Raw genomic sequence first — 14952 nt, 5'->3', positions numbered from 1 at the left:
TAGAGACCTACGAGGCCCAATCCCATGGCGTGGTGAAGTTGCCCAAGAGGTGCCCCAACGCCGCTTCGTCGACATCTCCGCGACGCTCCAGTTTTGCGACAAGGCCGCGCTTCTTGTCTTCCACGACCTCGGAAACCTCGGCCGCGACGCCCTCTGCTTTCAAGGCCGCGTTGAACACCCGCGCGATTGCCATCTTTCGCAATTCCGGTTTGAAGACCTTTCCGACCGCAGTCTTGGGTAGTTCCGGCAGAACCTCCAGGTACTTTGGAACTGCGGCCCGCTCCGTAATCCGCGGCCTGATGAAATCCATCAAATCGGAAACACTTGCCTTGCCGCCATCGACAAGCTCGATGTAGGCGCAGGGCAGTTCGCCGGCGAAGGAATCCGGCTGGCCGATCGCACCCGCGAATGCCACAGCCGGATGCCCTGCCAGCGCCTCTTCAATGATCGCGGGGTCGATATTGTGACCACCTCGAATGATCAGGTCCTTTGCCCGACCGGTTATCCAGAGATACCCGTCACGATCGATGCGTCCCAGATCGCCCGTGCGCAGGTAGACGTCGTGGTGGAACAATTCGTGGTTCTTGTCGGCCTCGGTATATGTCGACCCTGCATAAACACCCGGATTGTCGATACAGATCTCTCCCACCTCGTCAGTTTCGCACTCAATCGGTCCATCGGCGGTGTGGCGGAGGATCTTGACCTCCGTGTGCGGAAACGGAATTCCGACGGATCCGATCTTCTTGTTTCCTTCCACTGGGTTGATCGCGACGAGACAGGTTGCCTCGGTCAATCCGTAGCCTTCAATGACCTCTACACCCGTGGTTGCCTCGAACCTGTTGTAGAGCTCGACTGGAAGCGGCGCGGATCCTGAGAATGCCTTGTCCAGTGATGAAATATCCGCATCGACCGGGCGCTGCATGAGCGCGGCGAAAGCCGTCGGCACACCAATGACAAATGTGACCTTCCATCGCTCCACGAGTTTCCAGAAATTGTCAAAGACGCCATCTCCGCGATACCCCTGCGGCGTCGGGAAAATCACGTGCGCGCCTGACGCGATCATCGACATGAGAACCGGATGAACCGCGAACACGTGGAACAACGGAAGCGGACAGAGGACGTTGTCGCTATCGTCGAACAGCATCCTGTCGCCGAGCCAGCCGTTGTAGATCATCCCCGAGTAGAGATGCTGCGCGACCTTTGGCGTACCGGTCGTACCACCCGTATGGAAATAGGCCGCTACCCTGTCGGCTTTGCTGTCGGAAAATGTCAGCCGGTCGCCCGGCTGTTGCTCAAGCAGCGCCGCGAAATCGCGAACCTTCGCTGTATGCTCGACCTGCGTCTTTGGCCGAAGGAACGGAACGATCCACTTCTTGGGTCCGGTCAAATACCGCAGAAGATCCACTTCTAGTACATGCCTGACATTTGGGGCGTGATCGACCGCTTCGGCAGCTTTCTGGGCCACATCCGATTTCGGGAATGCCTTAAGCGTGACCAGCACCTTGGCATTCGTCTCACGAAGGATGGCGGATATCTGGTCCGGTTCGAGAAGCGGATTGATCGGGTTTACAATACCGGCGACCATTCCACCGAGAAGGGTAATCACGGTCTCGCTGCAATTTGGGAGCAAGAAGGCCACCACGTCGCCCTCGCCGATTCCGAGCGAGCGGAACAAGTTTGCCGCCTGGGTTACCTTTCCAACGATTTCCGCCCACGTGAAGGTCTCCGCAGGTGCGCGGCGGTCGGACAAGAGCTGGAACGAAACGGCTGGTCGGGTACCGTGTTTTTCGCGGGCATTGCTCAGGAACTCGAACATCGTGGTCGGAACGTCGCGCGCCTCCCACGGCATTTCGTTTTCGATTGCGTTGCGATCGGCAATGGTCGCAAAGCCCATGTGTCGTCCTCCCCTAGTCGCGCCCTATCCTCCACGCCCGCAGCACACAACGCCAAGGCCCCCGCCGGCGCAAGTCTGACGCTGCGAAACGAGTTCCGAGCCGCCGCGTCAAACCACCTGCAAACGGTGCCGAAGTGCCAATTCGCCGGTCATACTCGCCGGAAAACGGGCCGGGTCCCGCCGCCGCCGATCACTCGGCTGCGAGGCCGTCGGTAAACTGCAATCGTGCGAGCCTCGCGTAAAGGCCACCTTCTGCCACGAGTGTATCGTGCGTACCGTCTGCCACGATACGCCCACCTTCGAACACGAGGATGCGGTCCGCCTGTTTTACAGTTGCCAGGCGGTGCGCGACGATCAGCGTCGTCCGTCCTCGGCTCATTTCAGCGACCGCGCGTTGGACAGCCTGTTCGCTTTCGGAGTCCAGGGCGGATGTCGCTTCGTCAAGGAGTAGAACCGGTGCGTCACGCAGTATTGCCCTCGCAATCGCGATCCTCTGCCGTTGCCCGCCCGACAGCATGACGCCCCGCTCTCCAACATAGCTGTCGTAGCCGTCTGGCAAGGCCGAAATGAAGTCGTGCGCTGCCGCCGCACGAGCTGCCGCCTCGACTTCCGCGTCGGTCGCATCGGGCCGGCCGAACCGGATATTCTCGCGCGCCGTGTCGGCAAAAACCACCGAGTCCTGGGGGACCAATGCAAATGCCTGGCGGAACTCCGAGCGCTCCATCTCCGAGAGCGGGACCCCGTCAAGACGGATCTCGCCCGACGAGGGATCGTAAAACCGAAGCAACAGCTGCAATACGGTCGACTTACCGGCGCCAGAGGGACCAACCAGCGCCACTTGTTCGCCCGGCGAGACGGTGAAGGTTGCGCCGTGTAGCGCCGCGTCTGCCGGTCGGGACGGATAGTGAAAGATCACATCATCAAACACGATCTCACCTGTCACAGGGGTCGGAACGGGTCGCGGATGCTCCGGATCCTTCACGTTGTCTTCGGCCGCTAAGAGCTCCACCAGCCGTTCGGTCGCCCCCGCGGCGCGCTGCAACTCGCCCCAGATCTCCGAGAGCGCCGCTACAGATCCGGCCATGATTCCGGCGTAGATCAGGAACTGCACAAGCTCGCCGGCCGTCATCACATCGGCACGTACGTCGCGCGCTCCGATCCAGAGTACGCCAAGTATGCCAGAGAACACGACGAAGATTATGACGATGGTCAACAGGGCACGCACGGATATCCGGGCCTTCGCGGACCTGTAGCTCGCTTCGGTGACTTCGGTGAACTGTTCGCGGCTTGCCGCCTCATGCGAAAAAGCCTGGACGGTCTGCGCCGCCTGGAGGGCTTCCGACGCGTTGCCCGAACTGCGCGCAATCCAATCCTGGTTCTCCCTGCTGAGGCTCCGCAACCGCCGGCCGAGCGCGAGAATTGGCAGGATAACGATTGGCACGATGGCCAGGACCATCAACGTGAGTTTCCCCGAGGTGACGAACATCATTGCCAATCCGCCGAGAAACATCAGCGTGTTACGCAGAAACCAACTGACGGAGGATCCGATGACCGACAGGATCAGCGTCGTGTCCGTGGTGATCCGGCTTATGACCTCGCCCGTCAGGAGCTTCTCGTAGTATGCCGGGCTCATACCGATCATCCGGCCGAACACGGCCGCGCGGATGTCTGCCACGACACGCTCGCCCAAACGCGTGACGACGTAGTAGCGCAATCCCGTTCCCAGCGCGAAGATCGCAGCGATACCGATTGCAGCCATGAAATAGCGGTCGAGAAGGTGGACCGCTCCGTCGCCGAATCCGTCAACGACGCGGCGCGCAGCAATCGGCAGAAGCAGTGACACGCTCGCGGTGATGGTAAGCGCGATACCTGCGAGTACCACGTATTGTCGATAGGGTGTCAGAAATGGGAACAGCGCGCGCAGGGCGCCCACGCGTTTCGACGATGCACGCTCCTGCTGAGCGTCCTTTCCGGGTTGCGCCATTCCTGCCCCCTCCTAGTGGTACATCGTGCAATAGCGACCCTTTTCCTGCGCGGCAACCGGGTCGGGTCGGGGGAGCGGACGCTTCGACGGCAAGGCGTTGCGCAGCCTGCCGCAATATGTCCATCTAGAATATCAGTTGACAATCCACTATGGTCCGCGCCGAACCGCGCGCCCAACGTCAACGCCGCGCGCAGACGCGAGAGACCCGATATGACAACCGATATCCTATGCCTTGGTGAGCCGATGCTGGAGTTTAACCAGCAACCAGACGGAAACTACAAACCCGGCCACGGCGGCGATACGTCGAACGCAGCCTGCGCCGCAGCACGCCAGGGCGCGAAGGTCGGGTATTTCACCCTGCTCGGGGAGGACACATTTGGGAACAGCTTTGTCGAGATGTGGAACCGCGAGGGGGTGGATGCTTCTTCGGTAAAGCGGGTTTCTACTGCGCCAACCGCCGTCTACTTCGTGACACACGGACCGAACGGGCACGAGTTCAGCTACTTCCGTGCGGGTTCCGCAGCCAGCACGATGAGTCCTGCGGACTTACCCAAGGAAGCACTTGAATCAACCCGTATCTTGCATGTTTCCGGAATCAGCCAGGCGATCTCCGCCACTGCTGCCGACGCGGTGTTCGCGGCAATCGAGACGGTCAAGGCCGCCGGAGGCACGGTGTCCTACGACACGAACCTGCGGTTGAAACTGTGGCCACTTACCCGGGCAAGGGCAGTCATTCACGAAGGTATATCGCAATGCGACATTGCGCTTCCGGGGCTTGATGACGCCCTGCACCTGACGGGATTGAAGGATCCAGACGCGATCGTTGACGTGTATCTGGGACTTGGAGCCAAAGTCGTGGCCCTGACGCTCGGGGCAAAAGGGGCGCTCGTGGCGACGCCGGACACGCGTGAACTCATAGCCGGGCGCAAGGCGGACGCCGTCGACGCCACCGGCGCCGGCGACACGTTTGATGGCGCGTTTCTTGCGCGGATTGCGGCGGGAGACGATCCGTTCGCTGCGGCGCATTACGCAAATGCTGCAGCCGCTCTGGCGACCCAGGGATACGGCGCCGTCGAACCAATGCCGTACCGCAAAGACGTTGAAGCCTTCCTTGCGGCGAACCAAGCCTGAACCGAATAAATCGCTCAGGCCTATGCTAAGGGAAACTTGCGCAAACGTGCGAGTTCCGACTCCAGGAGTTTTTCCGCGGCCTGCATCTTTCCGAAAGCCTTACGCGCCTTGGATTGCTCCGCCGCGAGTTCGGCCCGGCGCTGTGCAAGTTCCAAGTTAAGCCGCTGATGTTCCTGATCCGCCCAGATCAACCAGCCCGACGCCGCCGACAAGAGGCTTGGGTCGGGCCGGTCGGCTGCGAGAAGAAGCCTGTCGAGCGCTTTTTGCCGTTCTTCAGCAAGATCGCTGAGTTTTCCAATGGCAGCTCGCTCCGCAGCTACACGATCCTTCATACCTTGCCTCGCGGCTGCCCACGCAACCTCGGTCACTGCGCATAACCGCTTCAGCCCAATTCTCTTGCTCGGGTCTGTCCTCGTCATTCCGAAACCTTCGAACGCGCAAGGCGTTTCATCTTGTCCGCGAACCTGATGGCGGCAGCCACCGGGCGGTATTGTTCGGGAGGGATTTCCTCACCGACCTCGACAGTCGCGTGAAGTGCGCGAGCGGTCGGCGGGTCGCGATGTATCGGAACCCCGGCTTCGTTGGCGGCTTCCCGGATCTTGGCCGCCACATGATCCACCCCTTTGGCGACACAAACCGGCGGACCGGGGAATGTTGCATCCCATTTCAATGCGACGGCATAATGTTCGGGGTTCACGATCACCACGGCGCTTTGCGGCACGTCGCGTAGCATCGACCCCATGGCGATTTCGTGTCCGCGTTGACGCCGCTGTTGCTTGATGTGTGGGTCGCCCTCGCTGTCTTTTGTCTCGTCCTGCAATTCCTTGCGCGACATGCGGTTGCGCCGCCGGTGCTCGACCACCTGCCATGAGAGATCCAGCCCGCCAATCACGACAAGCAGCGCAACAAGGATACCGAGGAAATCGAGCGCCAGACGGCCCATCTGCGCGGCCACGCCCATTGGTTCCAGCCACATCGTGCCGGCGATCTGCTCTGCACGATGGAACAGGAAAACCGCGAGTACCGCAGACACGAACAGGAGTTTTGCGGAACTCTTGACGAACTCAAAAAGCCCTGACCTGCCGAACTTGTTTTTGGCGTTCTCAATCGGCGAGAGGCGCGACATTCGGAAAGCGAGTTTGGTCGGAGCGAACACCAACCCGCGGCGTGCCACGAGTGCCGCCAAGACGCCGAGTCCGGGCACCGCCAAAACCGGCATCATGGACGTCATCAAGAACGAGTGAAATCCAAGCGTGGACAGGTCCGTCGTGAATGCCGCTGTTCCGGAATCCACCCGCGCGATGTGCCGAAACACAGTCACACCGAGCGTCCCGAGGCGGTCACAAAACCAGCCGCCGGCAATCCAGGCAATGAGAAGGAAACACGCATAGGAGACGGCGGTAGACAGATCGTTCGATCGCGGTATCTCCCCCTTCCGCCGGGCATCGTCGAGCCGCTTCTGCGTCGGTTCGTGTTGCTTTTCGGATTCATCAGATGTGCTCACAGCGTCGCTCGCAGCGGGGCAGCCAGAACGGCGTCAAGCGCGTCGCGCCAGAGTTCCAGCATCAGCGGCGACAAGATCGCGAGCATCGCGAGTCCAGTCGCCGTGATCGCGGGCGCACCCACGAGAACAACCATAAGTTGCGGCATCGCCCGATTGATCGCACCGAGAGCGAGATTGTAGATGAACGCGGCGACGACGAAAGGCGCCGAAAAGGTGAAGGCCAGCGAGAAAGCTCCCGAAACCTTCGCAGTCCAGAACTCGGCCAAATCCGCGCTCCGGAAACCGGCACCGACGGGAAACCACTGATAGCTTCCGATGAATGCCTCCGTGAGACGGATGTGAAGTCCGGCCAACATGGCCAGCGCAAGGCCCGCGACGACCAGCACATGCCCGAATGCCGGGAGTGGTTCTGTCGACGCCCCGCCAAAGATCTGCGCAAGCGACGTCGACTGCGCGGCAATCGATCCTGCTATTTGCAATATGAAAATCATCATCCGGATCGACAGACCCAATACCGCGCCAACAAGTGTTTCTGCCGCAAGAACCGGAACCAAGGACAACGGTAGTTCGGCCCCCCCCGTGACACCCACGGTGGGGGTCACGATGATCGTGAATGCCACCGCGAGCGCCAAGCGAACGCGCTGCGGCACGGAGCGCTCGCCAAAACCCGGCAAGAAGAGGATCGCCGTGCCGATCCGGAGAAACACGACGAGAGCCATGACCAGCCAGGCACTTCCGATGTCCGCGAGGGCCAAAACGTTCTCCATCAGTGCGCCACCACGCCGACAATCGATGGCCGTTCGCCCGGCCCGAGTTCCTCGAATGAAAGCACAGGTGCCACGATCCGCTTCGCTGCAAGGACCGACGCAATAAACCGGCGCCGCCTGCTCGAGACGATCAACGCAGGATAGATCCCGGTTTCCGATGCCTTTGCCAGCTTGGTGGATATTCCGCCGGACAGGCGTCCAAACTCATCCGGAGGCAGCGCGACAGCCTCCTGGCCGGGCGGCCCGTCGACGCGATAGGTCGAGAAGCGTTCCTCCCACTCAGGCGCCAGTTGGATCAGAGGCAATGTCCCGTCGTCACGACGCAATTCAGCCACGATCTGAAAACCCAGCCTTTGGCGCACATGTTCGCATATCGCCTCCGGTGAAGAGAAACTTCCACGCGCTTCGGATATCGCCTCCAAGATGAGTGGCATGTTGCGGATTGAAACCCGTTCTTCCAACAACAGGCGCAGCACGGACAGAAGAACATCGAGTGGAACGCGGTCGGGGACGAGTTCGTCAATCAGTATCCGGTTGGCCTCGGATCGGACAGGATCGGATAGATTTGACAGTTCCTGCAACAACCGCCGTAGCGCCTTCAGCGTCAACAGACGGGCCAGGTTTTGTTTGATTACCTCTAGAATATGGGTTGCAAGCACCTCGGCCGGCGAAACGATCGTCGTTCCGACCATGACCGCCTTTTCGCGATCTGACGGAGCAATCCACCGCGCCGGTGCGCCATAGACCGGTTCTTCGACATCGTCGCCACTCGGCAGAACCGCCGCATCGCCAGAGACCAACGCCAGGAACTCACCAGGGCGTAGCCGGTCTCTCGCCTGCTCTACACCGTGAATTCTGACAACATAGGCGCCGGCAGCAAGCGACGCGTTATCGGTCAACCGGATTTCAGGAAGGATCAATCCGTAAGTTGCCGCGACGTGGTTACGAATGTTGGTAATTCGCGTTTCCAGCCCCGTCGCGGGGTCGAGAACCATTGAGACAAGGTCCGGAGCGAACTCGAGGTGAATGTCATCGAGGTCGAGAATGTCACCGATCCGCTTCTCTGGTTCGGCTACGTCCTGGGGCGCCGCTGCGGTATCCGGCTCGTCCGGATGCTCCGCACGGCGAAGTCCGCGCAGGCCCGTTGCGCACAGAACCAGTGCGCCGATCCCGAACGGAAGAAAGGGAAATCCTGGAACGAGGCCGAAAACCAGCATCAAAACGCCAACAGTCAGAAGCGCCGCGGGATGGCGGTTCAGTTGCGCAACGATCGCAAGATCGGTAGCGCCCGTATTGCCGCCACGCGCAAGCAGCAAAGCCGATGCAACGGAGATTATGACCGCCGGAATCTGTGAAACCAGACCGTCGCCCACCGTGAGAATCGCATAGGTCTCAAGGGCTTGACCGATCTGCATGTCGTGGACGGCCAGGCCCATGGTGAGCCCCATGACGAGGTTCAGAAGCGTGATCAGAAGCCCCGCGATAGCGTCGCCCTTGACGAATTTCGATGCACCATCAAGCGAACCAAAGAAAGTTGTTTCCGCTTGCTCGCGCTCGCGACGGAGCTTTGCTTCCTGATGGTCGATCGCGCCGGCCGACATGTCGCTATCGATGGCAAGCTGCTTGCCCGGCATTCCATCGAGCGCGAATCGTGCGCCGACCTCGGCCATCCGCGTCGCGCCTTTCGTGATCACTATGAAGTTGACTATGAGCAGAACGCAGAAAACGACGAGGCCGAGGAATACACTGCCGCCCATGACGAACATCGCGAAGCCATGAATTACATTGCCCGCCGCGGCCGTACCCGTATGGCCCTGCCCGATGATAAGCTTGGTGGATGAGACATTCAGTGACAGGCGCAACATGAGAGATGCCAAAAGCACTGTCGGGAAGGATGAGAAATCGAGTGGTCGCTCGATAAAGAGAGTGACCGTGAAGATCAGGATGGCCAGAGCAAAGGAGGCTGCGAGGCCGACATCGAGAACCCATGCCGGCATCGGAAGGATCATCATCACGATGATCGACATGAGAGCGACCGAAAGAAGCACGGTCGGATTCACGAGGCGGCGGAATTCGATCGATCGCTGTGTCATTCCCGCACCCCGAAAAGCGGCACGGCCGCGGGTCCATCACTCAGTGGCACGAGAGACGCGAGTGCCTGCGCTCCTCCCGGACGAAAGGGGGGCCGGCTTTGGGTACGGCGCCCGGTCGTACCGCTGGAGGCAGCAGGATCAAAGTCATCACCGGGAGAGCCGCGAAAGGATGCGAGAAGCGGGGCAAGGCGATTTCGGTAAACCTGGGCGTAGCGCGGCGTCCGCGAATGATACGCGACCGCTGCTTCTTCCCATGCGCCGTATTCCCCGTAGAGCCCGCGCAGAAAAGAAGCTGCATAACGAGCGTTTTCTGCAGGGTCGAACATCTCGCCAACACTTTCGAAATTTCTCCCATGCCATCTCAAATTCAACTGGAAACACCCGACATCGATATTCCGCACACCGCTTTTCACCAATGTCGTGACATAACTCACCGCCTCGGACTTTGTATCAAACCAATGACCTTTCCCCTCTGCATGAACTGTCCACGGCCAGGGGCGCAACTCTCCCCCAACGCGCCGGCCACTTTCCAGAGTCGCAATCGCACTTAATACTGCGAGTGGAACCTTTGCGTTGCGTGCCTCCACTTCCGCGCGATTCAGGCAAACATCGGATGACGTTACAAAGGCACTCGCCTGAAAAGGCAAAGATAATGCAAAGGTCAAAAGTGCGACGGTCGCAATCCGCAGCAGAGCCTGACCCCAAAATTGGGAAGCAGAAATCAACACGACATCGCGCAATTCATACCGCATTCGGGCGCCTTTCTGGTTCGTCCCGCGACAAGGAATAGGCGCTGTGAGTTACTCGATCGTTACCGTGTTTCGTGCTGTGCCGACTCAGCGGTGTTGAGGAGTGCCACAATGTTGTCACGCAACATGCGGCTTCGTTCGATATCGCCACGAATTCGTTCTAGCGAAATTTCTGTGGTATCAGGATCGCGCACCTCTTTTTCCTCGGCATTCGAGGGACGGCGCATCTCTGAAAACGATTTCTCAATTTCTGTACCGAATGCGTCGATCAGGTCTCGGTCCCCCGACAACCACGCCTCTTTACCCGCTGTATCGCGATCCGCGTTTTCGTCGAACAATGCCGCCGCCGCCGCATGCTCTTTCAGGTCTGATAGAGCCAGTGCACGTACTTCTCGGCTTTCTTGGCCGCGATCTCCCGCAACGAGAGTGAGTGCAAGAGAGGGATCTTGGCGAAACAACGCCACACGTGCCATCAATAGCCGATTGTTGTCGGCAAAGGTTCTACCCTTGGCCATCAGAAGCCGCTCCGCCGGCTTCCACAATCCCAACCCGAGCAAATGGTCGGCGGCGTCGCCGACTGTACGATCTTCGAGACTTGTGAAGACATGACCATGCACCGGAGACTCCATGAACCGGAGCAACGCGACATCATCTTCCACTCGCACCATCTGGTCCACAATCTCGGAGAGAAGAGTATCGATCTGATCTGTCGGTGTGGTTTTTCCGATCAACGACTCGTGGTGTTGAAGCGCAATATCGAACTCGCCGAGATGCGCACGCGCACGCGATGCAATTCGAACTAAATCATCGCCCTCATCGCTCCCCGTGAGCTCGAATGCCATGGCTTCAGCGAGAACGACTTGCTCCGGGTCGATCCGCGCCCTGTCAATGGCGTCTGACAGCATTTGGTGCATTGCTGCCGCCGACACCGCGCCATTCCGTGCGATCACGTCTGATAGGGCGGACTGAGCACTGAGTTGTGCATGTGGTGCAATATCCGTCGTTGCATCCAGGAGAGTAAGCTCGGAACTCGGATCAGCCGAAGCTCGTTCCGTTGAATCGCGCACAGCAGTCGCCGCGTCAGCAAATCCGCCGTCGTACAAATGACTTGCGAGCCTTGGACCAATCTGTCGCCGCAAGTTCGCCGGAAACCGAAAGAACCACTCCTGAACCGCATCGATATCAACATTTTCCAATGAGTTTTGAGACCCCGCCGCGACAACCGCCCACACGGCACCGGGGCTAGGGCAGCTTTCCTGCCCCAGAAGTGGATTTGGCTTTCGTACCGACCGACCGTCGAGGATCTGTCCGATTGTCCGGTATAGGTCTTCTTGCTCTAGCAAGCCCGGGAACTCGTCCAACACCGTCACTGCTTCGGCCCCAAATCCATTGGAAAGGTACTCCCGCACCAACACCTCAATGACCGCAGGAACGGGTTGATCGCGACCATCAAATAACTCAAGCCGAGCCCATCCTACTCGAAACGCTTCGCTGTATGACCCCGACCATTGTTCTGGATCGAGCAGGCTTTCGTCCAAGCAAGAAAAACCGGCCGCTCGAAGGGATTGTCCGCTGTCCTGCGAGATGAAGGAGCGGTCAAATACCGTTGCGCTAGCGACGTGCTTTCCCTCGTCAGCAGAGCGCGCTGGACCTACGCCAACGTCGTTGGGTTTCGCAGGATTCCTGCGCGCGCCTTCCGGTATGTCAATCGTCGCAAGTCCCTGGCTTGCCGCTCTACCGAGTTGCCGGAGCAACGAGGTCTCAAGCAGTGTATGGGCCGGTCGCGTCGACCGAGGTAATGGAACAAGGTTATCCCGCGTTGCGGCCACTACGCCCATTTCCGAATTCGGGATCGCCGGTGTATCTCCCGGATCGCTCACCTCAAGTCTCGGCGGCGCCAAGTGCGACCTGCCAAAAGGGAACGGAGACGAAGGCGTGCCTGAATTGGCTTGCCCAGTATCCGTTTGGTCGCTTTCTGCAACATCTATGGCAAGTGTATTCGTACCGGCGAGAAATACTTCGAGCACACAATTGCAGTCGCTCTCGAGCGAGAGTGTTCCTGTATTGGCATCGAACGAGACAGACTTGATCCTGTCGCGTGGAATAAGATCGAAAACTTTCGAGAGGTCCAGTAGGACATCAGTGCGATCCAGAACTATCTCAAACCCGGTGTCCGACGTGCGATACGTCCAGTTTATCGGGCGCTTGAAGACCAAGACAATCCTGGAAAACTCATCGTGCTCACCTGATAGAACGCGCACGGTCTCTGCTCGTGCCGGCGGCGTCAGAAAGCAAAACACCAGAAGAAGCAGTACGCAACGAGTCATGCGGCTTCCCTTTGTTTCACTTCCTTGAGTGCGTCTTCCAGATCCGAAAAACTCGGTCGAATATGGCTCGGCGTATTCTGCCGTCCAACTTCGATACAGATATTCGTTGCGTGGTTGTGAAGATTCGCAACCAGCACTTCGCGAATAAGCTGGTAGAAATGCGCGTCCTCCTGTGTGACGTCACTCACTTTGGCCGCAAAGGGACCGACGAGCCCATAGGCGAGAAACACACCTAGAAACGTCCCAACCAAGGCGCCGCCAATCAATTTCCCGAGAATCTCAGGAGGTTGGTCAATGGACCCCATTGTCTTGATAACACCAAGAACAGCGGCAACAATGCCGAGAGCGGGCAACCCATCTGCCATGGTCTGAAGCGCATGGCTGGAGTGCATGGAGTGCGCGTGGTTTGCATCGATGCGCTTTTCCAGAACCTCTTCGACCTGATGCGGGTCGTCGTAGTTCATCGACGCCGAGCGCAACGTGTCGCAGATCAAGTCGACGGCTTCCTTGTCGGCAAGTATCTTTTGATACACGCTGAAGATCGGCGAATTCTCAGGCGCTTCGATGTGCTCTTCAAGGCCGACCGGGTTCTGTCGCGCCAAACGAATCAGTTCGTAGAGCAGGCAAAGCAGATCTCGGTAATCCTCCGGCTTCCACTTGGGGCCCTTGAATACCTTACCGACGTCTTTCAACGTGTGTTTGATGGCTCCGATGTCATTCGAGATCACGAAAGCGCCGATGGCCGCGCCACCGATCATCGTGAATTCATACGGGAGTGACTTTAGAATTATCGCCATCTTGCCGCCGGCAGCGATATAGCCACCAAACACCATGACGAAGATGACGATAATTCCGACAATTCCAATCACGCGTTCGCTCCGCTAGCGATGTAGCAACTGCTCGGCAGGCTGACAGGCATCAGTTAATATTGGCTGATTGTGCGCTAATTGGTTGGAACATCAGAATTTCTTCCAGCGAGGACAACGCTGACGGTATAGGCTTTTTCAGACGATAGGCCTGACAGCACCGACGCGGCTGCAGCAGGTGCCATACGGGCAAGGAAACCGGCAGCAAACCTCGGGTCCATTTCCTCGAATACGGCTGCGGCATCTTTGGGCTTCATGGCTTCATAGACCTTCGCAAGCTTGTCGATGTCGGATTCAGCCGCGCCATCGGCTAGAGCGAGAGTTGATTTGAGCGCGTCTTCCGCCTCAGCCAGTGCGGACAGGTTTAACCGGATTTCCTTCTCCGCCATGGCAAGCGTCTGAAACCGGTGTTCGATGCTTTCCTCGCGCCTGTCGAGTTCGTCTGCACGATCTTGCAGAACGCGGATTGCACCACGCAGGTCACCGTCGGTCTCGCATACCTTTACTCCTGCGCTCTTGGCTTCGGCGCGTGCAAACTCCACGTTGTCGAGACCGCGGGCGAGCACCGGACCGGCGCTCCCGGCAAATCTGATTATGCCAGACGCAAAAAACAGCAGCGCTATGATAGACAAGGCCCCTTTACCTAAGCGTCGCTTGAACTTGCGTGATTTCATGTCCGGGCTTCCTCAGGATTGCCCCGTCGTGTACGCCGAACAACCCGCTCTTTCCCTTGCGCACCCGGAGTTGGCCCTTGTTCGGGAATGTCGTGTAGGGACGCGAGCAAAAGCTCGATCCGTTCGGCAGCGGCCTCGGCCCGCTCAGTCAGTTGCTCCAGCTTTTCGGCGGAGGCCTGAGACGTCGCCCGCGCCGTTTCAAGCGCTTTCGTCATCTCGTCGACCTGAACGGACAGTACTGCGACCGCCCCTCCGACCCCGTTTTCCAGGTTTGTGAAACGAGCCAAACGTCGCGAAAGAACATAGCAATACAGCGCGGCCCCGAGGGCTCCGGCGATGAGAAATGCGTCGGCAATCAGCGCCATCATTGTCTCCTAGTTCAGCACGAATTCTGTGACCAGCAGGTCGTGTACACGCCCCTCGCCGACGACAATTTGGATGCGCCGCAGCATCTGGGAACGGATACGGATGAGCGATGACGGGCGTTCGAGTTCCTCTTCGTCAAGCGCGCGGAGATATCCGTTCAGCACGTCCAGTATGCGCGGCATCAGAGACGTCACGGTTTCCGCCGCGCCTGGCGCGACCTCCACGTGGGCGCGAAAACGCAAATGCCGAAGTTGATCGCCGCCCGCAAGCGACACCAGAATGGGCTCAATCTGCACGAATGTTACATCGAGCGCAGACCCCTCGGCCTCATGACCCGCGTTCGGCGACGGCTCGAAATCGAGCATGCCCGAATAGGTAGCGTAGAACCCTGCCCCACCGAGGACTGTCGCCAGCAGCAGCCCGATACCGACCGATACGACCCCGCCCTTCTTTTTGCCGTCCGGTTCCGTTTCTGCAACCTGGGTGTCCGACATTTCCCTGTCCCCGTAAGCGTGTTGATCTCGTGATACCCCACCAACGGCTAACCGATTGTTAAGCGAGATATTCCAATGATGCCGTCGCAGGGCAGAAGCCCAA

Annotated in this window: 13 protein-coding genes; 1 reads left to right on the top strand and 12 read right to left on the bottom strand. The window is 59.0% G+C overall.

Annotated elements, in window-relative coordinates; genetic code table 11:
- Positions 1 to 7 precede the first annotated feature (7 nt).
- Both ARC39_RS00595 and ARC39_RS00590 read right to left on the bottom strand, forming a co-directional pair.
- On the bottom strand, positions 8 to 1894 hold the full coding sequence (locus tag ARC39_RS00595) for an acyl-CoA synthetase (protein WP_068108486.1): 1887 nt from the start codon (positions 1892 to 1894) through the stop codon (positions 8 to 10).
- A 190-nt stretch (positions 1895 to 2084) separates the two neighbouring features.
- Positions 2085 to 3878, bottom strand: a complete 1794-nt coding sequence (locus ARC39_RS00590; RefSeq protein WP_068108483.1) for an ABC transporter transmembrane domain-containing protein — start codon at positions 3876 to 3878, stop codon at positions 2085 to 2087.
- Between the two features lie 210 nt (positions 3879 to 4088).
- Here ARC39_RS00590 and ARC39_RS00585 point away from each other — a divergent pair, with 210 nt between their 5' ends.
- On the top strand, positions 4089 to 5009 hold the full coding sequence (locus ARC39_RS00585) for a sugar kinase (protein ID WP_068108480.1): 921 nt from the start codon (positions 4089 to 4091) through the stop codon (positions 5007 to 5009).
- A 20-nt stretch (positions 5010 to 5029) separates the two neighbouring features.
- Here the strand turns inward: ARC39_RS00585 and ARC39_RS00580 are convergent, their stop codons facing one another.
- The 10 genes from ARC39_RS00580 to ARC39_RS00540 all read right to left on the bottom strand — a co-directional run bounded on the left by ARC39_RS00580 (position 5030) and on the right by ARC39_RS00540 (position 14849).
- On the bottom strand, positions 5030 to 5341 hold the full coding sequence (locus tag ARC39_RS00580) for a hypothetical protein (protein WP_149866261.1): 312 nt from the start codon (positions 5339 to 5341) through the stop codon (positions 5030 to 5032).
- A gap of 83 nt (positions 5342 to 5424) precedes the next feature.
- Positions 5425 to 6513 carry an EscU/YscU/HrcU family type III secretion system export apparatus switch protein gene (locus ARC39_RS00575; protein ID WP_068108475.1) on the bottom strand — a complete coding sequence of 363 codons (1089 nt, stop codon included), beginning with the start codon at positions 6511 to 6513 and terminating at the stop codon, positions 5425 to 5427.
- The gene (locus tag ARC39_RS00570; RefSeq protein ID WP_068108472.1) at positions 6510 to 7280 is read right to left on the bottom strand and encodes a flagellar biosynthetic protein FliR; all 771 of its coding nucleotides are present in this window, start codon (positions 7278 to 7280) and stop codon (positions 6510 to 6512) included. The genes ARC39_RS00575 and ARC39_RS00570 overlap by 4 nt, the downstream gene beginning before the upstream one ends.
- Positions 7280 to 9373, bottom strand: coding sequence for a flagellar biosynthesis protein FlhA (gene flhA / locus ARC39_RS00565; protein ID WP_068108468.1), 2094 nt, complete (start codon positions 9371 to 9373; stop codon positions 7280 to 7282). Before flhA ends, ARC39_RS00570 begins: the two co-directional genes overlap by 1 nt.
- Positions 9370 to 10125 (bottom strand): transglycosylase SLT domain-containing protein, encoded by a 756-nt coding sequence (locus tag ARC39_RS25125; RefSeq protein WP_078059003.1) that lies wholly within the window; start codon positions 10123 to 10125, stop codon positions 9370 to 9372. Before ARC39_RS25125 ends, flhA begins: the two co-directional genes overlap by 4 nt.
- A 59-nt stretch (positions 10126 to 10184) precedes the next feature.
- Entirely contained in the window at positions 10185 to 12449 is a 2265-nt protein-coding gene (locus ARC39_RS25490) for a hypothetical protein (RefSeq protein WP_149866260.1), read from the bottom strand.
- Complete coding sequence (gene motA, locus ARC39_RS00555) at positions 12446 to 13318, bottom strand: flagellar motor stator protein MotA (protein ID WP_068108461.1); 873 nt, start codon at positions 13316 to 13318, stop codon at positions 12446 to 12448. Before motA ends, ARC39_RS25490 begins: the two co-directional genes overlap by 4 nt.
- Positions 13319 to 13392: 74 nt before the next feature.
- Entirely contained in the window at positions 13393 to 13989 is a 597-nt protein-coding gene (locus tag ARC39_RS00550; protein WP_068108457.1) for a MotE family protein, read from the bottom strand.
- Positions 13986 to 14354, bottom strand: a complete 369-nt coding sequence (locus tag ARC39_RS00545) for a hypothetical protein (RefSeq protein WP_068108455.1) — start codon at positions 14352 to 14354, stop codon at positions 13986 to 13988. Before ARC39_RS00545 ends, ARC39_RS00550 begins: the two co-directional genes overlap by 4 nt.
- 9 nt (positions 14355 to 14363) lie before the next feature.
- Positions 14364 to 14849 carry a flagellar basal body-associated FliL family protein gene (locus ARC39_RS00540; RefSeq protein WP_068108453.1) on the bottom strand — a complete coding sequence of 162 codons (486 nt, stop codon included), beginning with the start codon at positions 14847 to 14849 and terminating at the stop codon, positions 14364 to 14366.
- Positions 14850 to 14952 lie beyond the last annotated feature (103 nt).

Origin of the sequence: Tropicimonas marinistellae, from assembly GCF_001509585.1 — a bacterium.
Classification (GTDB): domain Bacteria; phylum Pseudomonadota; class Alphaproteobacteria; order Rhodobacterales; family Rhodobacteraceae; genus Tropicimonas; species Tropicimonas marinistellae.
Note: the sequence above shows the minus strand (reverse complement) of the source record. Positions and strands in the feature narration are given on the sequence as shown.